Source organism: Bradyrhizobium sp. USDA 4532, from assembly GCF_024171315.1.
In the GTDB taxonomy this organism is placed as follows: Bacteria; Pseudomonadota; Alphaproteobacteria; order Rhizobiales; family Xanthobacteraceae; genus Bradyrhizobium; species Bradyrhizobium australafricanum.
Map to the genome: position 1 here is coordinate 3,068,988 of NZ_JALJZN010000001.1, position 22,322 is coordinate 3,091,309.

19 protein-coding genes are annotated in these 22,322 nt (G+C 65.5%); 9 read left to right on the forward strand and 10 right to left on the reverse strand.

The features are described from left to right. Positions 1 to 163 precede the first annotated feature (163 nt). A complete protein-coding gene (locus J2R76_RS14655) occupies positions 164 to 943 on the forward strand; it encodes an enoyl-CoA hydratase-related protein (protein WP_076827202.1) in 780 nt (259 codons plus the stop codon). 191 nt (positions 944 to 1,134) lie between these two features. Here J2R76_RS14655 and J2R76_RS14660 read toward each other — a convergent pair whose 3' ends face one another. Genes J2R76_RS14660 through J2R76_RS14670 form a run of 3 tightly spaced genes read right to left on the reverse strand, consistent with a single transcriptional unit; the run spans position 1,135 to position 3,338 of the window. Next, positions 1,135 to 1,506 carry a DUF6285 domain-containing protein gene (locus J2R76_RS14660; RefSeq protein ID WP_076827200.1) on the reverse strand — a complete coding sequence of 124 codons (372 nt, stop codon included), beginning with the start codon at positions 1,504 to 1,506 and terminating at the stop codon, positions 1,135 to 1,137. 60 nt (positions 1,507 to 1,566) lie between these two features. Beyond that, a complete protein-coding gene (locus J2R76_RS14665) occupies positions 1,567 to 2,550 on the reverse strand; it encodes a phosphotransferase family protein (RefSeq protein WP_076827199.1) in 984 nt (327 codons plus the stop codon). Further along, the gene (locus tag J2R76_RS14670; RefSeq protein ID WP_092083353.1) at positions 2,547 to 3,338 is read right to left on the reverse strand and encodes an enoyl-CoA hydratase/isomerase; all 792 of its coding nucleotides are present in this window, start codon (positions 3,336 to 3,338) and stop codon (positions 2,547 to 2,549) included. The genes J2R76_RS14665 and J2R76_RS14670 overlap by 4 nt, the downstream gene beginning before the upstream one ends. Positions 3,339 to 3,489: 151 nt before the next feature. On the opposite strand from J2R76_RS14670, the gene J2R76_RS14675 reads away from it, so the two are divergent. The 5 genes from J2R76_RS14675 to J2R76_RS14695 all read left to right on the forward strand — a co-directional run bounded on the left by J2R76_RS14675 (position 3,490) and on the right by J2R76_RS14695 (position 7,644). Then, positions 3,490 to 4,272, forward strand: a complete 783-nt coding sequence (locus J2R76_RS14675; protein WP_016845858.1) for an SDR family NAD(P)-dependent oxidoreductase — start codon at positions 3,490 to 3,492, stop codon at positions 4,270 to 4,272. Between the two features lie 345 nt (positions 4,273 to 4,617). Further along, positions 4,618 to 4,995, forward strand: coding sequence for a VOC family protein (locus J2R76_RS14680; RefSeq protein WP_057015741.1), 378 nt, complete (start codon positions 4,618 to 4,620; stop codon positions 4,993 to 4,995). Positions 4,996 to 5,169: 174 nt separating this feature from the next. Continuing rightward, positions 5,170 to 6,444 carry an acyl-CoA dehydrogenase family protein gene (locus J2R76_RS14685; RefSeq protein WP_076827195.1) on the forward strand — a complete coding sequence of 425 codons (1,275 nt, stop codon included), beginning with the start codon at positions 5,170 to 5,172 and terminating at the stop codon, positions 6,442 to 6,444. Between the two features lie 298 nt (positions 6,445 to 6,742). Next, positions 6,743 to 7,357, forward strand: a complete 615-nt coding sequence (locus tag J2R76_RS14690) for a flavin reductase family protein (RefSeq protein ID WP_057015743.1) — start codon at positions 6,743 to 6,745, stop codon at positions 7,355 to 7,357. An 11-nt stretch (positions 7,358 to 7,368) separates the two neighbouring features. Further along, positions 7,369 to 7,644: a GNAT family N-acetyltransferase gene (locus J2R76_RS14695; protein WP_076827194.1), complete on the forward strand. Its 276-nt coding sequence runs from the start codon at positions 7,369 to 7,371 to the stop codon at positions 7,642 to 7,644. 68 nt (positions 7,645 to 7,712) lie between these two features. On the opposite strand, the gene yghU is transcribed toward J2R76_RS14695, so the two are convergent. Next, the gene (yghU, locus tag J2R76_RS14700) at positions 7,713 to 8,591 is read right to left on the reverse strand and encodes a glutathione-dependent disulfide-bond oxidoreductase (protein ID WP_076827192.1); all 879 of its coding nucleotides are present in this window, start codon (positions 8,589 to 8,591) and stop codon (positions 7,713 to 7,715) included. A 277-nt stretch (positions 8,592 to 8,868) separates the two neighbouring features. On the opposite strand from yghU, the gene J2R76_RS14705 reads away from it, so the two are divergent. Beyond that, complete coding sequence (locus tag J2R76_RS14705; protein ID WP_076827190.1) at positions 8,869 to 10,002, forward strand: nitronate monooxygenase; 1,134 nt, start codon at positions 8,869 to 8,871, stop codon at positions 10,000 to 10,002. Between the two features lie 144 nt (positions 10,003 to 10,146). After that, the gene (locus J2R76_RS14710) at positions 10,147 to 11,658 is read left to right on the forward strand and encodes an acetyl-CoA acetyltransferase (protein ID WP_076827188.1); all 1,512 of its coding nucleotides are present in this window, start codon (positions 10,147 to 10,149) and stop codon (positions 11,656 to 11,658) included. 183 nt (positions 11,659 to 11,841) lie between these two features. Here J2R76_RS14710 and J2R76_RS14715 read toward each other — a convergent pair whose 3' ends face one another. The 6 genes from J2R76_RS14715 to ltnD all read right to left on the reverse strand — a co-directional run bounded on the left by J2R76_RS14715 (position 11,842) and on the right by ltnD (position 21,671). Further along, entirely contained in the window at positions 11,842 to 13,044 is a 1,203-nt protein-coding gene (locus J2R76_RS14715; protein ID WP_057017653.1) for an efflux RND transporter periplasmic adaptor subunit, read from the reverse strand. Beyond that, a complete protein-coding gene (locus tag J2R76_RS14720) occupies positions 13,031 to 16,210 on the reverse strand; it encodes an efflux RND transporter permease subunit (protein ID WP_076827187.1) in 3,180 nt (1,059 codons plus the stop codon). The genes J2R76_RS14715 and J2R76_RS14720 overlap by 14 nt, the downstream gene beginning before the upstream one ends. Positions 16,211 to 16,591: 381 nt before the next feature. Further along, complete coding sequence (locus J2R76_RS14725; protein ID WP_057017651.1) at positions 16,592 to 18,283, reverse strand: methyl-accepting chemotaxis protein; 1,692 nt, start codon at positions 18,281 to 18,283, stop codon at positions 16,592 to 16,594. Between the two features lie 170 nt (positions 18,284 to 18,453). After that, positions 18,454 to 19,743, reverse strand: a complete 1,290-nt coding sequence (otnK, locus tag J2R76_RS14730; protein ID WP_057017650.1) for a 3-oxo-tetronate kinase — start codon at positions 19,741 to 19,743, stop codon at positions 18,454 to 18,456. Next, positions 19,740 to 20,522 carry a 2-oxo-tetronate isomerase gene (gene otnI, locus J2R76_RS14735; RefSeq protein ID WP_057017649.1) on the reverse strand — a complete coding sequence of 261 codons (783 nt, stop codon included), beginning with the start codon at positions 20,520 to 20,522 and terminating at the stop codon, positions 19,740 to 19,742. The genes otnK and otnI overlap by 4 nt, the downstream gene beginning before the upstream one ends. Before the next feature lie 12 nt (positions 20,523 to 20,534). Beyond that, positions 20,535 to 21,671 carry an L-threonate dehydrogenase gene (gene ltnD / locus J2R76_RS14740; protein ID WP_375162622.1) on the reverse strand — a complete coding sequence of 379 codons (1,137 nt, stop codon included), beginning with the start codon at positions 21,669 to 21,671 and terminating at the stop codon, positions 20,535 to 20,537. On the opposite strand from ltnD, the gene J2R76_RS14745 reads away from it, so the two are divergent. Then, positions 21,643 to 22,299 (forward strand): aldolase, encoded by a 657-nt coding sequence (locus J2R76_RS14745; protein ID WP_057017647.1) that lies wholly within the window; start codon positions 21,643 to 21,645, stop codon positions 22,297 to 22,299. The genes ltnD and J2R76_RS14745 overlap by 29 nt on opposite strands. The last annotated feature ends 23 nt before the right edge of the window (positions 22,300 to 22,322 follow it).

Genomic DNA, 22,322 nt, shown 5'->3' on the forward strand with positions numbered 1-22,322 from the left:
ATCCGCGTTCGGATCGATTAAGGTGAGAAGCCTGTCGCCAAGTCAAGCAGGCGAGCGAGGCTTGCACGCGCGGTCGCCTTGCGTAATTGGATGGCACGGAACGACGCGCAGGCGCTAGGATATCAGCAATATTCTTCGCCGCAGAAAATCGACGGGAGCAAACATGGATCTGAAATTCTCCAAGGTGACGCGCAGGGGTCCCATCACCATCGTGACGCTGTCGCGGCCCGAGGTCTACAACGCGCTGCATATCGACGCGCATTTCGAGCTCAACAAGGTGTTCGACGAGTTCTCCGCCGATCCCGAGCAGTGGGTCGCGATCGTCACCGGCGCCGGCGACAAGGCGTTCTGCGCCGGCAACGACCTGAAATGGCAGGCTGCCGGAGGCAAGCGCGGCTGGGACAAGGGCGGCTTCGCCGGCCTGACCACCCGCTTCGACTGCGACAAGCCGATCATCGCCGCAGTCAACGGCGTCGCGATGGGCGGCGGCTTCGAGATCGCATTGGCCTGCGATCTGATCATCGCTTCCGAGAATGCGACCTTCGCCCTGCCCGAGCCGCGCGTCGGCCTCGCTGCGCTGGCCGGCGGCCTGCACCGGCTGCCGCGCCAGATCGGGCTGAAGCGCGCCATGGGCATGATCCTGACCGCCCGCCATGTCAGCGCCAAGGAAGGCCTCGAACTCGGCTTCGTCAACGAGGTGGTGCCGCAGGGCGAGGCGCTGGCAGCGGCCGAGCGCTGGGCCGAGACGATCACCAAGAACTCGCCGATGTCGATCCGCGCCTCCAAGCAGGCGATCCAGAAGGGTCTCGAAGTCTCGCTCGAGCAGGCACTGGCCGAGCAGCGCGACTATCCGGCGGTGAAGGCGATGGCCGCCTCGCAGGATTACATCGAGGGCCCGAAGGCGTTTTCGGAGAAGCGGCCGCCGAAGTGGCTGGGGCGGTAGCACGTCCCTTCTGTCATTCCGGGGCGATGCGAAGCATCGAACCCGGAATCTCGTCATTCCGGGTCTGGTGCTGACGCACCATCCCGGAATGACGGCAATCCTCTCATGACGACGTAGGATGGGTAGAGCGTAGCGAAACCCATCGAGGCTTGGCGCGTGGTCCTGATGGGTTTCGCTTCGCTCTACCCATCCTACTTTCCGAGCTCCCGCTTGTAGGACGCGTAGTTCGGCTGGTCGACGGCGAGCTTGTCCATCGTGGTCTGCCAGAGATGCTCCGATAGCCCCGGCGTTTTCAGATCGACCTCGCCACCTGCGATCTTCTCCGACAGCACGCGGTTCAGCTCCATCAGCGTCCCGTCGGTGCCCAGCAATTGCTTCAGCCGCGCGGCCTCGGTCGCATCGCCGGCCTCGGCGAGCGCGAGCTGCCGCGTCACCAGGTCGAGCGCGTTGATGCCGACGCGCAGCTTGAAGCCGTTGTGCCCCTTGATCGCGGGCGCGATCTCGCTGCGCAGGAAGTCGGCGACGGCCTTGATCAGTTCGGTGGGTGTCGGTTCGTCCTGCATGTCACTTGCTCTCTTTCTTGCGCATGATCGATTCCGAAGACCGGTCTCCACGTTCCGGGATCATGCGCGCGGCGCCAGCAACCGCAGCAGATCGATCTCGGTCTCCGACGCGCGCCGCCCGATCATCGCGCGCTCCATCGAGTGATCCGGGCCGCTTCGGAAGCGCTGCATCATGCCGCAACACATCACGCCCCAGCGCAGCGTGCCCATCACTTCCCAGAACATCACGCGCTCGGGGTCGGCCCTGCGGCCGGCTTCCTCATAGCCCGCGAACAAATCTTCGCGCGTGCCGAAACCGCCGACCGGCTTGTCGATCTCGCCGAAGCGCCATGAGTTGACGCAGATCCATCCGAGATCCTCCATCGGATCGCCGGTATGCGCGAGCTCCCAGTCGAGCACCGCGCGCACCCCGTCGGGACCGATGATCAGATTACCGTGGCGGAAATCGCCATGCACCAGCGTCGTCTCCGACGACGGACCGGGATCGTGATCGCGCAGCCAGCGCAGCGCCAATTCGAACACCGGCCGCGGCCAGTTGAAGCTGTGATACTCGCGGGAGAGATCCTCGATCTCCCTGGTCGCGGTCAGGCTGCGCAGCTTCGGCAGTTTGGCCTGCGGCAGGCCATGGATGCCGGCGATGACACGGCCGAGCTGGCGGGCGAGAATCGGCCGCGCGCCGGCAAATTCCTCGTCGCGCAAAATTTTCCGCGCGATGGTCTCGCCTTCGACCCGCGCCATGATGAAGCCGCGGCCAAGGCCGTCCTCCGGCCTCAAGACATGCATCACCTTCGGCGACGGCAGGCCGGCGTCATGCGCGAGCTGCATCAGCGTCGCCTCGGCATCGAGGCCGGCGGCGCGGCCCGGCGCGGCACCGTAGCCCGGCGGCGCGCGGCGCAGGATCGCGCCGACAGTGCCGTTCGGATGCACGATGTCGAACGTCCAGGTCTCCTGGCTGGCGCCGCCGGAGAGCTTTGCGGCGCCGGTGACGCCGGTCGCGCCCGGATGAAACGAGGCGACGCAGCGGGTGAGTTCGGTCTCGATCATTTGCCCTTGAACTTCGCCGGCCGCTTCTCGAGGAATGCGGTGACACCTTCCTTGAAATCCTCGGCGCTACCGGCAAGGCGCTGCGACTCGAATTCCAGATTGAGCTGATCCTCGAGGGTATTTTCCGGGCTGTCCCAATAGAGCTTGCGGATCAGCGACAACGCCACCGTCGGGCCGTTGGCGAGATCGTGCGCGAGCTTCATGGTTTCTTCCATCAGCGCGGCGTCGTCATAGACGCGGTTGACGAGACCCCACTCCAGCGCCTTCTCGGCCGGCAGCCGCTCGCCGAGCAGCGACAGCTCGACCGAGCGCGCCTTGCCGATCAGCCGCGGCAACAGCCAGGTCGAGCCGCAATCCGGCACCAGGCCGATGCGGCGGAACGCCTGCAGGAAATACGACGAGCGCGCGCACAGGATGAGGTCGCCCATCAGCGCGAAGCTCATGCCGGCGCCGGCGGCCGGACCGTTCACCGCCGTCACGATCGGACAGTGCAGCTTACGCAACCGACGCAGGAACGGATGGAACGCGGTTTCCAGCGCCGCGCCGGCATTGCTCTTGCCGGGCTTCTGCTGGTTGCGGCCCTGCAGGTTGGCGCCGGTGCAGAAAGCACGGCCCGCGCCCGTGATCACCAGGCAGCGCACCTCGTCGCGCTTGTCGTCGATCGCATCGAGTGCCTCGGCAAGCCCGCCCAGCATGTCGATCGAGACCGCGTTCATGACTTCCTGGTGGTCGAGCTTGAGGATCGCGACTGATCCGTCGAAGTCGAGCGTGACGTGCTTGAACTGCATGGTTTCCTCTTCACGTTGTTTCGGCGGTGGGTACCGCGGTAGGTCGATGCTTCGACCCATATTTGATTTTTGTGCCGGGCTTGTCCATGGTCGGCGGCAAGCCCATCCGTGAACGCGTGATTAGCGCGCACCAAACCAAATGGAAACCCCAATGAGTGGCATCTTCGATCTCACCGGCCGCGTCGCTGTCATCACCGGCGGCAACGGCGGCATCGGCCTCGGCATCGCGCAGGCGCTGAACGCCGCCGGCTGCAACGTCTCGATCTGGGGCCGCAACGCGGAAAAAAACGCCAACGCCGCGGCCTCGATGAAGGCCGGCCCCGGCAAGGTCGCGACGCAATTCTGCGACGTCAGCGATCCCGGCTCGGTCAAGACCGCGATGAAGGCAACCCTGGACACCTTCGGCCGCGTCGACGGCTGCTTCGCCAACGCCGGCATCGGCGGCGGCGGACGTAGAGCCTTCATCGACCGCACCGAGGAGGAATGGCGCAAGATGTTCGCGACCAATCTCGACGGCGTATTTCACGTATTCCAGGCTGCGGCACGCCACATGACCGACCGCGCCGAGGCCGGCGACAAGTTCGGCCGGCTGGTCGCGACCTCGAGCCTCGCCTCGCTGTTCGGCACCGCGCGCAACGAGCACTATGCCGGCACCAAGGCGGCGCTGAACGCGCTGTGCCGCGCACTCGGCGTCGAGCTCGCGCGCCACGGCGTCACGGCGAACGCGATCCTGCCCGGCTGGATCAAGAGCGACATGACCGCCGGCATCATGGCCAACGACAAGTTCGTCGCCAATGTGATGCCGCGCATCCCCCTGCGCCGCTTCGGCGAGCCGAGCGATTTCGGCGGCATCGCCGTCTACATCATGAGCAAGGCGTCGTCCTATCATACGGCGGATTGTTTTGTGATCGACGGCGGGTACACGGCGTTCTAGCCCGGCTCTTGCCGCATCAACGCCGTCGTCCTGGCGAAGGCCGGGACCCATACGCCGCGGCGGATGTTGTGAACGGGACTCGTCGTACCAGCATCGCACCACAAATGACATCGGTAGTTATGGGTCCCGGCCTTCAACGGGACGACGCTGAATATGTGGCGCGCGGTTGAGTCATACATCCGCACCCTCGCGGCGCAGTTGCGCGGCGTGGAATGACGGCCGGAGAGCGACGGATAGAACAACGCGCGACGCAGCGTCGCTTCCGTCGCGGCAAAACTGCTGCTAGCGTTTGAGCCGCAAGGGACGCAATGAGGCGGCTTTTAACAAGCAGGGAGGATATTTCAGATGTTTTCACACGTGATGGTTGGCACCAACGATCTGGACAAGGCCAAGGCGTTCTATGATGCGCTGCTCGGCACGCTCGATGTCCGGCCGGCCCGGGTTGACGGTCACCGCATCATGTACCTCACCAAGGCCGGCATTTTCATGGTGTCCAAGCCGATCAACGGCGAACCGGCGACGCATGCCAATGGCGGCACGATCGGCTTTGCCTGCTCTTCGCCGGAGCAGGTCCATGCCTGGCACGCGGCCGGCGTCGCCAATGGCGGCAAGCCTTGCGAGGACCCGCCGGGCGTACGGGAAGGTTCTGGCGTGAAGCTCTATCTCGCCTATCTGCGCGACCTCGACGGCAACAAGATCTGCGCGATGCACCGGATGAGCTAACAGGCGTCCGCCGGAATCTTTCACGCTGCACGCGGCGGCGTTCAAACAACGTTTGAAACGCCGTCGCTAAATTCCGCGATGCGGTAGAGGTGATCGGAAAATCGGTACTCGCGCTTGGCGTCGCACGCGTCTATTGTCCGCCGCGAAACGCGCCTTCGCGAGGGAGAAAAGACAGTGAAACATGCCTATGTGCCGCGCACCACGAACTACACGCTCAGTCCGGGCGACGAGCTCAATGACCTGCGCATGTCGGACAAGGTCCGCCCGCTCTACGACCATGTGAAGCAGTTCATCCGCGACACGGTCGACCCGATGTCGGTCGAGTTCTATCGCGCCGGCGAGAAGAAGACCAACCGCTGGAGCTTCACGGACGAGCAGCTCGCGATCCTGCAGAAGGCCAAGGACAAGGCCAAGGAAGTCGGCCTCTGGAACTTCTTCCTGCCCGATGCAGAAACCGGCGAAGGCCTCAACAACCTCGACTACGCCTACATCGCCGCCGAGCTCGGGAAGAGCCCGCTGGCCTCCGAGACCATGAACTGCTCGGCGCCCGACACCGGCAACATGGAGGTGCTGGAGCGCGTCGGCACCAAGGCGCAGAAGGAGAAGTGGCTGAAGCCGCTGCTCAATGGCGAGATCCGCTCGGCCTATGCGATGACCGAGCCGAACGTCGCCTCCTCCGACGCCAAGAACATCTCGACCACCGCAAAGCTCGTCGGCGACGAGTGGGTGATCAACGGCGAGAAGTATTACATCTCCGGCGCCGGCGATCCGCGCTGCAAGATCATGATTGTGATGGTGAAGACCAATCCCGATGCCGCGCCGAGCAAGCAGCAGTCGCAGATCCTGGTGCCGATCGACACCCCCGGCGTCGAGATCCTCGGGCCCATGCATGTGTTCGGCCACGACCACGCGCCGCGCGGCCACATGCATCTGCGCTTCAACAATTGCAAGGTGCCGAAGGAAAACATGCTGCTCGGCGAAGGCCGCGGCTTCGAGATCTCGCAGGTCCGCCTCGGACCGGGCCGCATCCATCACTGCATGCGCACCATCGGCAAGGCCGAGAAGGCGCTCGACATGATGGTGCAGCGCGGCCTGACCCGCGAGGCCTTCGGCAAGAAGATCGCCCATCTCGGCGGCAACATGCAGATCATCGCCCAGGCGCGTTGCGAGATCGAGGCGATGCGGCTGATGGTGCTGAAGGCGGCCAAGGCGATGGACGTACTCGGCAACAAGGAAGCCCGGGTCTGGGTTTCGATGGTCAAGGCCATGGTGCCCGAACGCGCCTGCAAGGTGATCGACCAGGCGATCCAGATGCACGGCGCCACCGGCATCTCGCAGTGGTCGCCGCTCGGCGAAATGTACCAGGACGTCCGCCATCTCCGCTTCGCCGACGGTCCGGACGAGGTGCACTGGATGGTGGTCGGCCGCCACGAACTGAGCATGCCGTAGTCGCTTCTTCTCCTTCTCCCCGCTCTTGTGGGGAGAAGGCCGGGATGAGGGGCTGCCTCCGCAAGCACGGTGAGAGATAGTCTCGCGGAGAATCCCCCTCACCCGGATCGCATCTGACGATGCGATCCGACCTCTCCCCGCAGGCGGGGCGAGGTAAGGGAAGAGCGCTCCAAGGAACAAAAACAAACAAGCAAGTCTGCAAGGCGGGTTCGCGCGAGCGTAACCCGCCTTTTGCTTTGCGGTCCGCTCGCGGCGGGTTACCCTTCGCTAACCCGCCCTACGAACTTCCGGACATCCCATGGAATATTCCCCAAGCGACCTCACCCAGCGCGAACGCTACAAGGTGCTGACCTCCTTCGTGCTGCCGCGGCCGATCGCCTGGGTGACGAGCACGAGCGCGGACGGCGTGGTCAATGCGGCGCCGTTCTCGTTCTTCAATGTGTTCTGCGAGGATCCGCCGCTCTGCATGTTTGCGGTCAATCGCCGGCCCGACGGCCGCGAGAAGGACACCCTGGTCAACATCCAGCGTCTCGGCGAATTCGTGGTCAACCTGACCGACGAGCCGCTGGCGCGCGCGATGCATGAGACCTCCGGCGACTTCCCGCCCGAGATCGGCGAGCCCGATTATCTCGGCCTCAAGCTCGCGCCCTCAAGCAAGATCGCAGTCCCTCGCCTCGCCCAGGCGCCGTTCGCGATGGAGTGCAAGACCTGGAAGCTGATCGACGTCAATGGCGACCGCCAGCTGATCATGGGCGAAGGCATCCATTTCCACATTCGCGACGAATTGTGGGACCGCGAGGCGATGCGCGTCCACATGGAGCGCTACCACCCGATCGGCCGCATGTTCGCCGACCGCTACTGCCGCACCGACGACCGCGTGGTGTTTCCCGCGGCCGAGGGCACAAAGAAATAGAGGATCAGACAATGAGCGAAACATTCCGCGACAACGAAGCGCAGAGCCGGTTCGAGCTCGCCGTCGACGGCTCAACCGCTTTCGTGGTCTACCGCAAGACGCCAGACAGGATCACGCTGGTTCACACCGAGGTGCCGGCGGAGCTCGGCGGCCGCGGCATCGGCTCCAAGCTCGCACGCGCCACGCTCGACGCCGTCCGAGCGCAGGGCATCAAGCTCGTCGTGAAATGCGAATTCATCCAGGGCTTCATGAAGAAGCATCCGGAGTATGACGATCTGTTGGGGTGATCGCAGGGCGGGTTGGCAAAGCTGTCATTTCGTCATGGCCGGGCTTGTCCCGGCCATGACGCGTTTCGTCACGACGCCACCGGCTCGCCGATCTTGTCCTGCGTCTTCGTTTCGAAATCGCTGGCGTCGTGGCGCTCATGGAGCTGGCTCGACGGCTCGCCCCAGGTGCGGTTGACCATGCGGCCGCGCTTCACCGCCGGCCGTGCCGCGATCGCATCGGTCCAGCGCTGCACGTTCTTGTAGTCCTGCACCGAGAGGAATTCGCCGCCGCCGTAAAGCAGACCCTTGGCGAGACTGCCGTACCAGGGCCACACCGCCATGTCGGCGATGGTGTAGACATCGCCCGCGAGATACTCGTTGTCGGCGAGCCGTCGGTCGAGCACGTCGAGCTGGCGCTTCACTTCCATCGCGAAGCGGTCGATGGCGTATTCGATCTTGGTCGGCGCATAGGCGTAGAAATGCCCGAAGCCGCCGCCGAGATAGGGCGCGGCGCCCATCTGCCAGAACAGCCATGAGAAGGTTTCGGCACGGGTCTTGACGTCGGTCGGCAGGAACGCGCCGAATTTTTCCGCCAGATAAACCAGGATCGAGCCCGACTCGAACACTCGGATCGGCTCCTTCCCGCTGCGGTCCATCAGCGCCGGGATCTTCGAGTTCGGATTGACCGCGACGAAGCCGCTGCCGAACTGGTTGCCGTCGATCTTGATCAGCCAGGCGTCGTATTCCGCGCCCTTGTGACCCGCCGCCAGGAGCTCTTCCAGCATCACGGTGACCTTGACGCCGTTCGGCGTCGCCAGCGAGTAGAGTTGCAGCGGATGGCGGCCGACCGGCAGTTCCTTGTCGTGGGTGGGACCGGCAATTGGCCGGTTGATGCTGGCGAAGCGCCCACCGCTCTCCTTGTTCCAGGTCCAGACTTTCGGCGGCTCGTAGGCAGGAATGTCATTCACGTCGTTGGCTCCCGATTCATGTTCTTGCCAGGTGGCGCGGCGGCGCCGTGCCCATCCCCATGTCCGCACTAGATGGTGCGCGGGCTGCGCTTTGCCCACCCCGCGGATCGCATTTTCTATCCAGCGGAATGCGCTGCGAGGGATGCAGCCGGAGCAGCGCCTGCACGCAAGATCGCCGTGGCCGAAACCCGCTTGGCTTCGCGGACCGTGATGCGCTAGCGTTGCAGCGGCTGACGCCAACAAGCACAAGAAGCAGCCGCCGGGAGAGAACCAGTCCATGAAATCACCGATCTGCGATATGCTGGGGATAGACTTCCCCCTGCTCGCTTTCAGCCATTGCCGCGACGTGGTGGCGGCGGTCAGCCGCGCCGGCGGCTTCGGCGTGCTCGGCGCGACCGCGCATTCGCCGGAGACGCTGGAGCAGGAGTTGAAGTGGATCGACGCGCATGTCGACGGCAAGCCCTATGGCATCGACGTGCTGATCCCGGAAAACATCTCGACCGCCGGCGAGAAGAACGTCACCTGGAAAAGCCTCGAGGCGCGGGTCTCGCAGGAGCATCGCGACTTCACCCGCAATCTCTTGAAGAAATACGACATCGAGCTGACCGGCCGCAACGTCGCCGACAACCAGCCGCAGCCGTTCGACGCCGAGACCGCGCTGCAACTGCTCGAAGTCTCGTTCCGGCATCCGATCCGGCTGATCGCGAATGCGCTCGGCGTGCCGCCGAAGGCGATGATCGAGATGGGGCGCAAGCACGGCGTGCCGGTGGCGGCGTTGGTCGGCTCCAAGGAGCACGCGCTGCGCCAGGTCGCGGCCGGTGTCGATATCCTGGTCGCGCAGGGCACCGAAGCCGGCGGCCATTGCGGCGAGGTCTCGACCATGGTGCTGGTGCCGGAGGTGATCAAGGCGGTCAAAAAGATCCGCGACGTGCCGGTGCTCGCCGCCGGCGGCATCATGACCGGCAGCCAGATGGCGGCCTGCATGGCGATGGGCGCGGCCGGCGCCTGGACCGGCTCGGTGTGGCTGGCCACGGTGGAATCGGAGACCTCGGAGATCTTCCGCGAGAAGATGATCGCGGCCTCCTCGCGCGACGCGGTGCGCTCCAGGGGCCGCACCGGCAAGCCGGCGCGGCAGCTCCGCTCGGTCTGGACCGACGCCTGGGACCGCTCGCCGGAGAGCCCCGGCGCGCTGCCGATGCCGCTGCAAAGCATCATCAGCCGCGACGCCTTCAACGCCATCGACCGCGCCGCCGCCGGTGGTAACGAGAAGGCCCGCGACCTCGTCAGCTATTTCGTCGGCCAGGGCGTCGGCTTGGTCGACAGCGTCAAGTCGGCCGGCGCCGTGGTGCAGGAGTTCAAGGAAGAGTTCGTCGAGGCCGTCGAGCACATGAACGCGCTGGTGGCGGAGTGACGATCCCTCCCCGCCGTCATTGCGAGGAGCGAAGCGACGAAGCAATCCACCTTTCCCCGTGTCGGAACATGGATTGCTTCGCTTCGCTCGCAATGACGCCAATAACAACCATCGAGTCCAAGACCGCAGAGTGAACCAACAAGAATGTCGAACAGCATCCCCGAAGACCGCATTCCCGTCATCGTCGGCGTCGGCGAGATCATCGATCGTCCGAAGGACATCGCCGTCGGCCTCGAGCCGCTCACGCTGCTTGAGGAGGCGCTGAAGCGCGCCGAGGCGGACAGCGGCGCCAGGCTGCTGTCCGACGTGCAGTCGCTCGACGTCGTCAACTTCCTGAGCTGGCGCTACCGCGATCCCGAGAAGCAGCTCGCCGCACGGCTCGGCATTCAGCCTTCGCATCTCTATTACGGCCCGGTCGGCGGCGAGAGTCCGATCCGCTATCTGCACGAGGCTGCGCAACGCATTGCGCGCGGCGAATGCAGCGTCGCCGCGGTCTGTGGCGCGGAGGCGCAGTCGACGGCGACCAAGGCGCAGCGTGCCGGCGTGGAGCTGCCGTGGACGCCGTTCGCGCACGACGTGGAGGAGCCGAAGCGCGGCGCCGCGTTCCAGAAGCCGATGGCCGTGAGCCTCGGCGTGTTCAGGCCGATCACGGTCTATCCGCTCTATGAATCCGCAACATCGGCGCATTGGGGCCAGACGCCGCGCGACGCGCTGAAGGAATCGGGCGAGCTATGGTCGACCTATGCGCGCGTCGCGGCCGACAATCCGAACTCGTGGCTGAAGAAGACGTTCACCGGCGACGAGATCACCACGGCCACGCCCGACAACCGGATGATCGCCTGGCCGTATACAAAGCTGATGGTGGCGAACCCGACGGTGAACATGGGCGGCGCGCTGATCCTGACCAGCCTCGCGAAGGCGCGCGCGGCCGGCGTGCCGGAGGACAAGCTGATCTATCCGCTCGGCGGCGCCTCGGCGGAAGAGCCGCGCGACTATCTGATCCGCGATCAGTTCGTCGAAAGCCACGCGCAGACCGCGGTGCTGAAGGCGGTGATGGATCTCGTCGGCGGCGACGGCAAGAAGTTCGACGCGATCGAGCTCTATAGCTGCTTCCCCTGCGTACCCAAGATGGCGCGCCGGACGCTCGGCCTCGGTGCCGACGTGCAGCCGACCGTGACGGGTGGTCTGACGTTCTTCGGCGCGCCGCTCAACACCTACATGACGCACTCGGCCTGCGCGATGGTGCGCAAGCTCCGAAGCGGCGGCACGCTCGGCCTGCTCTATGGCCAGGGCGGCTTCGTCACCAAGCATCATGGCCTCGTGCTGTCGCGCGCGGCGCCGAACGTCGCGCTCAAGCAGGACACGTCCGTGCAGGCGGAGGCCGACCGCAACAGGCGCAACGTGCCCGACTTCACCGCCCAGGCTGCGGGAAAGGGCAAGATCGAGGCCTTCACCGTGATCTATCGCGCCAATGGCGAAGTCGAGCATGGCGTCACCATGCTGCGCACCGAGGACGGCCGGCGCACGCTCGGCCGCATCCCGGCGAGCGACACGGCGACGCTGGCCTATCTGCAGGACATGGACCGCACGCCGGTCGGTACCACCGGCGACATCGTCACCGCCGGCGATGGCATGCTGGAATGGCGGGTGGGCTGACAATTCCTACCACGCCGCAAAATCCGCCGTCATCCTGAGGTGCGAGCGGAGCGAGCCTCGAAGGATGGGCTGCGAACACCGTCGTGATCCCATCCTTCGAGGCGCGGAAGGGCGCGCACCTCAGGATGACGGCAGAGCAAGCGGCTTGAGGTGAGAGGCAGGAACGAGCTTACCTGTCCTCCCCTACCCCTTCACGTCCTGCTTTTCGGATGCCGTGGTCGGCTTGCCCTTGGCGCCGGCACCAGTGACGCGGACATGGTCGCCGTCGGCGAGGCCGTCCGGCGGGGCAGTGATGATGCGATCGTCGGGCGCGAGGCCGGTGGCGATCTCGATCTCCTTGCCGAGGTCGCGGCCAATCTTCACGGTCTTGAACAGCACCTTGTCGTCAGGACCGACGGTTGCGACCCGCAGGCCACTGCTGTTGAAGATCAGCGCGCTGGCGGGAATGCTGAGCGGCGTGGATTCGCGCTGCAGATTGAGCTTCACGCTGGCATAGCTGCCCGGCATCAATTCGCCGGAGGAGTTGTCGAGCCCGAGTTGCATCCGCGTCGTGCCGGAGGCGACATCGACCGCCTGCGAGGAGGCTTCCACCGTCGCCTGGAAGGTGCGGTTCGGGTAATCCGGCAGCGCCAGCGTCGCCTTGGCGCCGATCTTGATCGCCGGGACGTAGTTCTGCGGCACGTTGACATAGACGCGCAGCTTGGTGATGTCCGAGATCGTGAACATCGCCGGGCCCGAGTTGCCGCCGGCGTTGATCAGCGCGCCGACGTCGGTGTCGCGCGAGGTCACCACGCCGTCGAACGGCGCCGTGATCTTCTTGTATCCGGCGAGCGCTTCCAGCCGCTCGACATTGGCCTGGCCGGCCTTGACCGCACCGTTCTTGTTGGAAAGGTCGGCGGTGCGCTCGTCGATCTCCTGGGCGGAGACGAAGTTCGAGGCCACCAGCGTCTTGCGCCGGTTCAACGTGGCCTCGGAGAGCTTGGCCGAGGCCTGGGCGCTGGCGAGATCGGCGCGCGCCTGCAGCAATTGCTGGTCGAGGTCGGGCGCCTCGATCTCGGCGATCACCTGGCCGGCCTTGACGCGGGCGCCGATGTCGGCGTCCCAGTTCTTGAGATAGCCGGACACCCGGGCATAGATCGGCGCGCGGGAATAGGCCTCGAGCCGGCCCGGCAGGTCGATCGTGGGGCTCAGCGCCTTGGCATTGGGCAGCGCCACCGCGACGGTCGGAATGGCCTGGTCGTCGGTCCATTCCTTCAGCCGCGTGTCCTGTTCCTCACGGGCGCGGATCCCGGTGCCGACGATCAGGCCCGCCCCTACCAGGGCCACCACGCCGAAGATGCCCAGCTTCCGGCGTGAGACCGGGGGGCGCTTTTCAGTGGGCGGCATGCGGAATCTCCGATGAGGCGGCGGCTTTGGCGCCTTGCTTCTTGTGTACCATACTGAATACCACGGGAACAAACATCAGCGTCGCGAAGGTGGCGAGGATCAGGCCGCCGATCACGGCCCGGCCCAACGGCGCGTTCTGCTCGCCGCCCTCGCCCAGCCCCAGCGCCATCGGCGCCATGCCGATGATCATGGCAAGCGCGGTCATCAGCACCGGGCGGAACCGGACGAAGCCGGCTTCCAGGGCCGCCGCGACGGGATCGCCGAGTTCCTCATAGCGCTCGCGGGCGAAGCTGATCACGAGCACGCTGTTGGCCGTCGCCACACCCATGCACATGATGGCGCCGGTGAGCGCCGGAACCGACAGCGTGGTCTCCGTCGTGAACAGCATCCAGACAATGCCGGCGAGCGCAGCGGGCAGCGCCGTGATGATCACGAACGGGTCCGACCAGGACTGGAAGTTCACGACGATCAGGAAGTAGATCAGCACGACGGCGCCGAGCAGGCCGAACAAGAGGCCGGTGAAGGCCGAGTTCATGGTCTGCACCTGGCCGAGCAGCACCACGGACGAGCCCTTCGGCACCTCCTTGGCAGTGTCGGCGATCAGCTTGCGCACGTCGGTCGCGACGCCGCCGAGATCCCGGCCTTGCGTCGTGGCGTAGATCTGCACCAGCGACTGGATGTCATATTGCGACACCACCGCACTCGAGGTCGCGCGCTTGATGTCGGCGATGCCGCCGAGGATCGGTGCCTGGGTGTTGCCGGTCGCGGTGATCGGCAGGGTCTGCAGCGCGCTCAGCGAGTCGATCTGGTATTGCGGCGTCTGCATCACGATCGAATACGACACGCCGTTATCGGGATTGAGATAATAGGTCGGCGCCACCTGCGAGGAGCCGGCGAGGTTGACCACCAGCGAGTTGGTGACGTCGCGCTCGGTCAGGCCGACATATTGTGCGCGGGTGCGGTCGACATCGATGTTGAAGGTCGGGTTGTTCGGCGACTGCTGGATCCGCGCATCGGCGATGCCGGGGATGCGCTTGATCCCGGCCAGCAGCTTGTTGGCATAGGCGAAGTTGGCCTCGAGATTGGCGCCGCGGATCTGCAGGTCGATCGGCGCCGGCGCGCCGAAGTTCAGGATCTGGCTGACGATGTCGGCCGGCAGGAACGCGAAGCTGGTGCCCGGGAACAGCCGCGGCAATTGCTCACGAAGTGCGCGGACATGCTGTTCGGTCGGCTTGTGGCCTTCCTTGAGGCGGATCTGGATGTCGCCGTCCTGCGGACCGATCACGCCGGTGTTGTTGTAGGTCATGTTGATGCCGGAGATCGGCATGCCGATGTTGTCGGTCATGGTCTCGATCTCGCCGGGCACCAGTTTGCGGATCGCCTTCTGGATGTCGGCGAGCTGGTTGGCGGTCTCCTCGACGCGGGTGCCGACCTGGGTGCGGACATGCATCAGGATGTTGCCGGCGTCGACCGACGGGAAGAAGTTGCGCCCGAGGAACGGCACCAAGAGGAACGACGCGGCGACGACTGCGAGAAAGCAGCTCACGAACACCGTGCGATGACCGAGCGCCATCGCGAGCAGGCCACGATAGCCGCTGCGGATGCGCTCGAACCGCGCCTCGAAGCCGCGCTGGAACCAGACCAAAGGATTGCGCGACTTCGGCGGCGCGCCCTCATGATGCACATGCGCCTGCAGCAGATAGTTCGCCATGGTCGGCACCAGGGTGCGCGACAGGATGAACGACCAGATCATCGCGAACATCACCGCTTCGGCCATCGGCACGAACAGGAAGCGCGCCACGCCGGTGAGGAAGAACATCGGCACGAACACGATGCAGATACAGAGCAAGGAGACGAAGGCCGGCGTCACGATCTGGTTGGCGCCATCGAGGATCGACTGCTCGACGGGTTTGCCCTGCTCGAGGTGATAATTGATGTTCTCGATCGTCACCGTGGCGTCGTCGACCAGGATGCCGACCGCGAGCGCGAGGCCGCCGAGCGTCATGATGTTCAGCGTCTCGCCGATCAGGGACAGCATGATGATGGCGCCGAGCACTGACAGCGGGATCGACACCGCGATGATGACGGTCGAGCGCCAGCTGCCGAGGAACAAGAGGATCATGATGCTGGTGAGCAGCGCGGCGATCACGCCCTCGAACGCGACGCCGGTGATGGCGCCGCGGACGAACACCGACTGGTCGCCGATGAAGCCGATCTTCAGCGCGTCCGGCATCTGGTCCTTGACCTCGATCACCTTCTGCTTGATGCCGGAGATGATATCGAGCGTCGAGGTGGCGCCGGCCTTCAGCACCATCATCAAGACCGAGCGGTTGCCGTCGACATGGACGATGTTGGTTTGCGGCGGGTTGCCGTCGCGGACCGAGGCGACGTCACGCACATAGACCATCGCGCCGTTGACCTGCTTGATCGGCAGGTCGCCGAGCTCCTCGAGCCGCAGCGGCGAGTTGTTGAGGTTGATGGTGTATTCGAAATTGCCGATCTTCTGCGTGCCGACCGGCGTGATCAGATTCTGCGCGGCGAGCGCGTTGGCGACGTCCTGGCCCGACAGGCCGCGCGCCTGCAGCGCGGTCGAATTGAGATCGATCTGGACCTGGCGCTGCTTGCCGCCGAACGGATACGGGATCGCCGCACCAGGCACCGTGACCAGCGGCGTGCGCAGCTGGTTGATGCCGATATCGGCGAGGTTCTGCTCGGTCAGTCCCTCGCCCGACAGCGCGACCTGGATGATCGGAACCGTCGAGGCGCTGTAGTTCAGGATCAGCGGCGGCGTCGCGCCCGGCGGCATCTGCTTGAGCAGGGTTTGCGAGATCGCGGTGACCTGCGCATTGGCGGTGCGGATGTCGACGTTGGGCTGGAAGAAGATCTTGATGATGCCGACGCCGTTATAGGAATTGGCGACGATGTGCTCGATGTCGTTGACGGTCGTGGTCAGCGCGCGCTGGAACGGCGTGGTGATGCGGCCGGACATCTGGTCCGGCGGCAGGCCGGTGTACTGCCAGACCACGCCGATCACGGGGATGCGGATGTCCGGGAAGATGTCGGTCGGCGTGCGCAACGCCGCCAGCGGTCCGATAATCAACAGCAGGATCGCGAGCACGACGAAAGTATATGGCCGGCTCAGCGCGATACGGACCAGTGCGATCATAAAACAAGCGTTCCCGAAATGAAGCCCGCCCAGGCAGAGGAATCGACATTGCAAAAGCCGTTCCGTAGCGGCCGATTTACCCGATGCCGGGCAAAACGCCAACCCGCGGAGCCGCGGCGGCTTTCACTTCCTCGGCATAGTGCGTGAGGCTGCGCGCTCCGAGCGACCATGCCGGGCGCAGTGCCGCCGATCGCGTGCGGATCATCGTCAAAAAGAGACGGCTCTGCTGCGAATGCGAGCCGGCCGAGGATGCTATTTCGGCCGACGCGAGGTTAACGCATCGCTGCTCTGCGAAAATGTAAAACGTGGTGGGCCGGGTCAGCCCACCACGTCGGCATCGGTTAGGCGAAGGATGGCGGCCGCCCGAGCGGCGCCGCCGGATCAGGCGGCGCGGACGGCGTCGAGGAACTTGCTGACCTCGAGCTTGAGGCGGCTGCTGTCGCCCGAGAGCGATTGGGCCGCCGACAGCACCTGGCTCGACGCCGAGCCGGTCTCGTTGGCGCCATGCTGGACGTCGGTGATGTTGGCCGAGACCTGCTGGGTGCCCTGCGCCGCCTGCTGCACGTTGCGGGAGATTTCCTGCGTCGCCGCGCCCTGCTCTTCGACCGCGGCCGCAATGGTGGACGAGATTTCCGACAGCCGTTCGATGGTCGAGGAGATTTCCTTGATCGCGCCGACCGACTCCTGGGTCGCGGTCTGGATGCCGGCGATCTGCTGGCCGATCTCGCCGGTCGCCTTGGCGGTCTGCTCGGCCAGCGCCTTCACCTCGGACGCCACCACGGCGAAGCCGCGGCCGGCGTCGCCGGCGCGTGCCGCCTCGATGGTGGCGTTCAGCGCCAGCAAATTGGTTTGGCCGGCAATGGTGTTGATCAGCTCGACGACGTCGCCGATCCGCGCGGCGGCCTTCGACAGCTCGCTGACGCGATCGTTGGTGGTGCGCGCCTGGCCGACGGCATCGCCGGCCATCCGTGCCGACTCCTGCACCTGGCGGCTGATCTCGGTCACCGACGACGACAGCTCCTCGGTCGCCGACGCCACCGACTGGACATTGGTCGAGGCCTCCTCGGACGCCGCGGCAACCGAGGTGGTCAGCTCCTGCGAACGCCGGGCGGTCGACGACAGCGTGCCGGCGGAGGCTTCGAGCTGGGTCGAGGCCGACGACACGGTCTGCACGATCTCGCCGATCATCTGTTCGAAATTGCGGGTGATGGTGTCGACCCGGCGGCCGCGCTCGATCTTGGCTTCGGCGTCGGCAGCCGCGGCTTCATCGGCCGCCTTCTTGGCGACCAGGGCTTCCTTGAACACCTGCAGCGTATCGGCCATCGCGCCGATCTCGGTCTTCTCGCCCTGATGCGGGACGTTTGCGGTCAGGTCGCCGCGGCCCAGCGCCTGCATCGGGCTCACGATCGAGGCGATGCCGGCCGAGACGTCGCGGATCATCAGGAAGCTGACGCCGACGCCGACGATGATGGCGGCGCCAAGGATCATCGCAAGCAGCATGACGGCCGACGCGTAGCTGTTTGCCGCCTCCTGCGCCGCCTTGTCGGCGCCGGCATTGTTGAGCTCGATGTCCTTGCGCAGGATCTCGTCGGCCTCGAGGCCGATCTTGTTGACGGTCTTGGCGTTCAGCTCATGCGCATCGTGCGGGGCCTTGCCGACATCCCTGCGCGACAGCGCCATCACCTCCTCGGTTCCCTTCTTGTAACGGGTCCAGGCATCGACCCATTGATCGTAGAGCGCGCGCTCCGCGGGGGTCGCGATCAGCGGCTCGTAGATCGCGCGGACCTTGAGGTTGGCGTCGACCACCGAGGTCAGGGTCTTCTCCTGCGCGAGCTTGTCCTCTAGCGTCTCGGACAGCATGTGCTCGCGGATCACGTTGCGATAGGTGATGACGCCGGCGCGCAGATCGCCGAGCGCACGCACGCTCGGCAGCCAGCTCGTCGTGATGTCGACAGTGTTGGCGTTGATCGACCGTAAATTCACGACCGCGAGCAGGCCCATGCCCGTCATCGCGACAAGCAGGAACGCAACCACGGCAATAATCTTGGCGCGGATCGAGAATTTGGCGAACATCGTGGGGGTCTCTTGATATCGGGCTCGCGAAGCCCGATCGAATGGCTGGGGGCGTGGCGGGACGCCGCAGACATCAAAGCCAGCCCCCCTCCTTAAGTAGGGTTAATTTGGTTCCCCGTTGAACTACGGAGGCGCTCTTCGACACCGTGGCATGATGCGCGCCAGCCGCATCAAGGCATCAACACGAGCGCATCCGAGAAAAACTCCGGCCCGCCGAAATTGCCTGATTTCAGGGCAAGCACCATCTCGCCTCTCCCGGCGCCGACCGCTCGCAGAACCGGCACGCCGGCGGCGATTTCCGCACCGACCAGGAATCCAGGAATGCGCAGGCGATCGACCACGGCGCCCGAAGTTTCACCACCGGCGACCACCAGCCTGTGCACGCCCGACTGCACCAGACCATCCGCGATGTCGGCCATCGCCTGCTCGATGGCATGCCCGGCTGCATCGCGACCATGACGGGATTGCACAGCTGCCACCTGATCCGGGGTCGAGCTGCTCGCAATCAGGATTGGCCCCGCCCCGAGCCGGTCTCTGGCCCAGGCGAGCGCACGCTGCGTTTCGTCCTTGCCGGCGACCACCTGCTCGGGATCGAGGTGCAGGACCGGCATCACTTTCTCGGCGTTTGCGATCTGGCGCAGGGTCGCCTGCGAGCAACTGCCGGCAAGGCACGCCGCCGGGCCGCCGACCGGCGTCGCCAGCATCGCATCCGCGCTGTCCGGTTTGGCCTTGCTCGCGGCGACCAGCGCCCGCGCCAGGCCAAGCCCGATCCCGGAAGCGCCGACTGAAAGACGGTGATCCAGCGCGACCTGCCCGATGGTCTCGAGGTCGCGGTCGAACACCGCATCGACGATGGTGGCGCCGATGCCGCTTTGCGTGAGCTCGGCGAGCTTTGCCCGGACGGCGTCCGCGCCACGGCTCAGCGTCGCCAGATCGACCAGGCCGACCTTGGTCGTGCTTTGCCGCGCCAGCACGCGAACCAGATTGGAATCATGCATCGGGTTGAGCGGGTGGTCCTTCAGCGGACTCTCGTTCAGCGGCACCGAGCCGACGAACAGATTGCCCTGGTAGACGGTGCGGCCGGTCTCCGGGAATGCCGGAGTCACCAGCACGATGGCATCCCTGGAATCGGCGCGCAGCGCGTCCATCACGGGGCCGATGTTGCCGGCATCGGTTGAATCGAAGGTCGAGCAGATCTTGAACAGGATATGTTTGGCACCGCGGCCGCGCAGCCAGGCCTCCGCTGCGCGCGAACGCGTCACGGCGAGGCCGGCCTCGATCGAACGGCTCTTCAGCGACACCACGACGGCGTCGACCTCGGGCAGCGCGAGATCGTCCGCAGGCACGCCGATGGTCTGCACCGTGCGCAGGCCGGCGCGGGTCAGCGTGTTGGCGAGGTCGGAGGCGCCGGTATAGTCGTCGGCGATGCAACCGAGAGACAGTTTTCCGGCTCGCGTCACGGCTTCACTCCGGCATAGGGCTTGAACCAGGCGAGACCGTCGGTGGTCTTGCCGCGCGGATTGTACTCGCAGCCGACGAAGCCGCCGTAGCCGAGCCGGTCGAGCTCGCCGAACAGGAACGGATAGTTCAGCTCCTCGCCGTCGGGCTCGTTGCGCGAGGGGATCGACGCGATCTGGACGTGGCCGATGATCGGCATCATTTCACGCAGCCGCATGGTGACGTCGCCATGGATGATCTGGCAGTGGTAGATGTCGAACTGCAGCTTCAGGTTCGCGATACCAAGCTCGTTGATCAGATCGCGCGCGAAGATGAAATCGTTGAGGAAGTAGCCGGGCACGTTGCGCGGATTGATCGGCTCGATCACGACGTCGAGGCCGTGCGGCGCGAAGAACTCTGCGGCATGGGCGACCGATTTGCGAAACGCGGCGACCGCCCTGGCATCGCTGCGGTCGGCTATTCCCGCCATCAGATGCACCCGCTTGACGCCGGTCGCCTGCACATAGGGCAGCGCGGTCTTCAGGCTTTGCTGGAGGTCGGCGAAACGGTCCGGCAGCGCGGCAAACCCCTTCTCGCCGGCGTTCCAGTCGCCCGGCGGCAGGTTGAACAGCGCCTGCGTCAGCCCATTGCCATTCAGCCGCTTGCCGACCTCCTCGGCCGGATGGTCGTAAGGAAACAGGAACTCGACCGCGGTGAAGCCCGCCTTCGCGGCCGCCTCGAAGCGGTCGAGGAACGGGACCTCGTTGAACATCATGGTGAGGTTGGCGGCAAAACGGGGCATTGCAGGATCCTCTTATTTCTCGCCTGGAAGCTTGGTGCCGGTAACCTGCGCATACATCCGCGCCACCGACGCATCGTCGTCGCGGCCCATGCCGGCGGCCGCGGTCATCAGGAACATCTGCAAGGCCGCGGCCGAGACCGGCACCGGGAAGCGTGCATTGCGCGCCATGTCCTGGATGATGCCGAGGTCCTTCACAAAAATTTCGACGGCGCTGCGCGGCGCATAGTCGCCGTCGAGCACATGCGGCATGCGGTTCTCGAACATCCAGGAATTGCCGGCGGAGGCGGTGATCACCTCATAGACCTTGCGGATGTCGAGCCCCTGCTTGGCGGCGAAGGCGATCGCCTCGGAGGCGGCCGCGATATGCACGCCGGCCAGCAGCTGGTTGATCATCTTGAACGCGGCGCCCTGCCCCGCGGCATCGCCGAGCTCGTAGAGCTTTGCCGCCATCGCATCCAGCGCCGGCCGCGCCTTCGCAAATGCCGCGGCGCTGCCGGAGGCGAGAATCGTCAATTCGCCCTGCGCCGCGCGCTGCGCGCCGCCGGAGATCGGGGCATCGAGATAGTGCCGGCCGGTCGCCTCGAGCTGCTTTGCGAGGCGCCGCGCGATATCAGGGTCCATGGTCGCCGAGGAGATGAAGACCGCGTCCTTGGCCAAGGTCTCGGCGACGCCGTCCTTGCCGAACAGGATCCCTTCAGTCTGCGCCGCGTTGACGACGACGCTGACGACAATGTCGGCATCCCGGGCCGCCTCGGCCGGCGACTTGGCGCCCTTGCCGCCGTCGGCGACGAAGCGCGCCACCGCATCGGCCGTGACGTCGCAGCCGGTCACCTCGAAACCGGCCCGCCTGAGTGAGGTCGCCATGCCGTATCCCATCGAGCCCAGCCCGATGACGGCGACACGTGATGTTGCGGAACTGGACATTTGGCGATCCCTGAACATTTTTAGTTGTTTGAGCATGACCTTTTCGGAAAACCGGCTGCCACTTTGCGCCAGCGCGGCCTTCCGGGCCCGGTTCATGCTCGTTGCTGCTTGCCTATCACGGCTTGGCCGCGCTGCCAAAGCATGAGACAAAGCGGAAAACGGATAGCGCCAAAGATGGCGCGGCGAGCGAAACCGGATGAGCGAAACAAAGCTTCGTGAGGACATCTGCCGCTTCGGCCGCTCGCTGTTCGAGCGCGGCCTGACGCCGGGCTCCTCGGGCAATATCAGCGTCCGGCTCGCGGACGGCGGCTGGCTGGTGACGCCGACCAACGCCTCGCTCGGCTTCCTCGATCCGGCGAAAATGTCGCGGCTCGACGGCAACGGCCGGCTCGTCTCCGGCGACGCCCCGACCAAGGAAGTGCCGCTGCACACCGCGCTCTACCAGACGCGCGCCTCCGCCGGCGCCGTGGTGCACCTGCACTCGACTCATTCGGTCGCGCTCTCGATGCTGCCCGAGATCGACCCGCGCGCCGCGCTGCCGGCGATGACCGCCTATTACGTCATGAAGTGCGGCCAGACCGCGCTGGTGCCCTATTATCGCCCCGGCGATCCGGCCGTTGCCGACGCGATCCGGGGACTGGCCGGGAAATATTCATCGGTGCTGCTCGCCAATCATGGGCCCGTCGTGTCGGGCGATACGCTGGAAACGGCGGTGTTCGCGACCGAGGAGCTGGAGGAAACCGCAAAGCTCTATCTGCTGCTGCGCGGCCTGAACCCGCGCTATTTGTCGCCCGACCAGGTGGCGGATTTGACCAGGACGTTCGGGCTCGTGCTGCCGGATCACCCTCACTAGATCAAGCGGAGGATCGATATGCG

Bases quoted from the DNA above. Each gene is read 5' to 3' on its own strand.
- J2R76_RS14705 (WP_076827190.1), top strand. From the start codon at position 8,869: ATGAAATCACCGATCTGCGATATGCTGGGGATAGACTTCCCCCTGCTC.
- J2R76_RS14725 (WP_057017651.1), bottom strand. From the start codon at position 18,283: ATGTTCGCCAAATTCTCGATCCGCGCCAAGATTATTGCCGTGGTTGCG.
- J2R76_RS14665 (WP_076827199.1), bottom strand. From the start codon at position 2,550: ATGATCGAGACCGAACTCACCCGCTGCGTCGCCTCGTTTCATCCGGGC.
- J2R76_RS14690 (WP_057015743.1), top strand. From the start codon at position 6,743: ATGGAATATTCCCCAAGCGACCTCACCCAGCGCGAACGCTACAAGGTG.
- J2R76_RS14675 (WP_016845858.1), top strand. From the start codon at position 3,490: ATGAGTGGCATCTTCGATCTCACCGGCCGCGTCGCTGTCATCACCGGC.
- otnI (WP_057017649.1), bottom strand. From the start codon at position 20,522: ATGCCCCGTTTTGCCGCCAACCTCACCATGATGTTCAACGAGGTCCCG.
- J2R76_RS14695 (WP_076827194.1), top strand. From the start codon at position 7,369: ATGAGCGAAACATTCCGCGACAACGAAGCGCAGAGCCGGTTCGAGCTC.
- J2R76_RS14670 (WP_092083353.1), bottom strand. From the start codon at position 3,338: ATGCAGTTCAAGCACGTCACGCTCGACTTCGACGGATCAGTCGCGATC.
- J2R76_RS14720 (WP_076827187.1), bottom strand. From the start codon at position 16,210: ATGATCGCACTGGTCCGTATCGCGCTGAGCCGGCCATATACTTTCGTC.
- J2R76_RS14715 (WP_057017653.1), bottom strand. From the start codon at position 13,044: ATGCCGCCCACTGAAAAGCGCCCCCCGGTCTCACGCCGGAAGCTGGGC.
- ltnD (WP_375162622.1), bottom strand. From the start codon at position 21,671: ATGTCCTCACGAAGCTTTGTTTCGCTCATCCGGTTTCGCTCGCCGCGC.
- J2R76_RS14680 (WP_057015741.1), top strand. From the start codon at position 4,618: ATGTTTTCACACGTGATGGTTGGCACCAACGATCTGGACAAGGCCAAG.
- J2R76_RS14655 (WP_076827202.1), top strand. From the start codon at position 164: ATGGATCTGAAATTCTCCAAGGTGACGCGCAGGGGTCCCATCACCATC.
- J2R76_RS14660 (WP_076827200.1), bottom strand. From the start codon at position 1,506: ATGCAGGACGAACCGACACCCACCGAACTGATCAAGGCCGTCGCCGAC.
- J2R76_RS14710 (WP_076827188.1), top strand. From the start codon at position 10,147: ATGTCGAACAGCATCCCCGAAGACCGCATTCCCGTCATCGTCGGCGTC.
- J2R76_RS14745 (WP_057017647.1), top strand. From the start codon at position 21,643: ATGAGCGAAACAAAGCTTCGTGAGGACATCTGCCGCTTCGGCCGCTCG.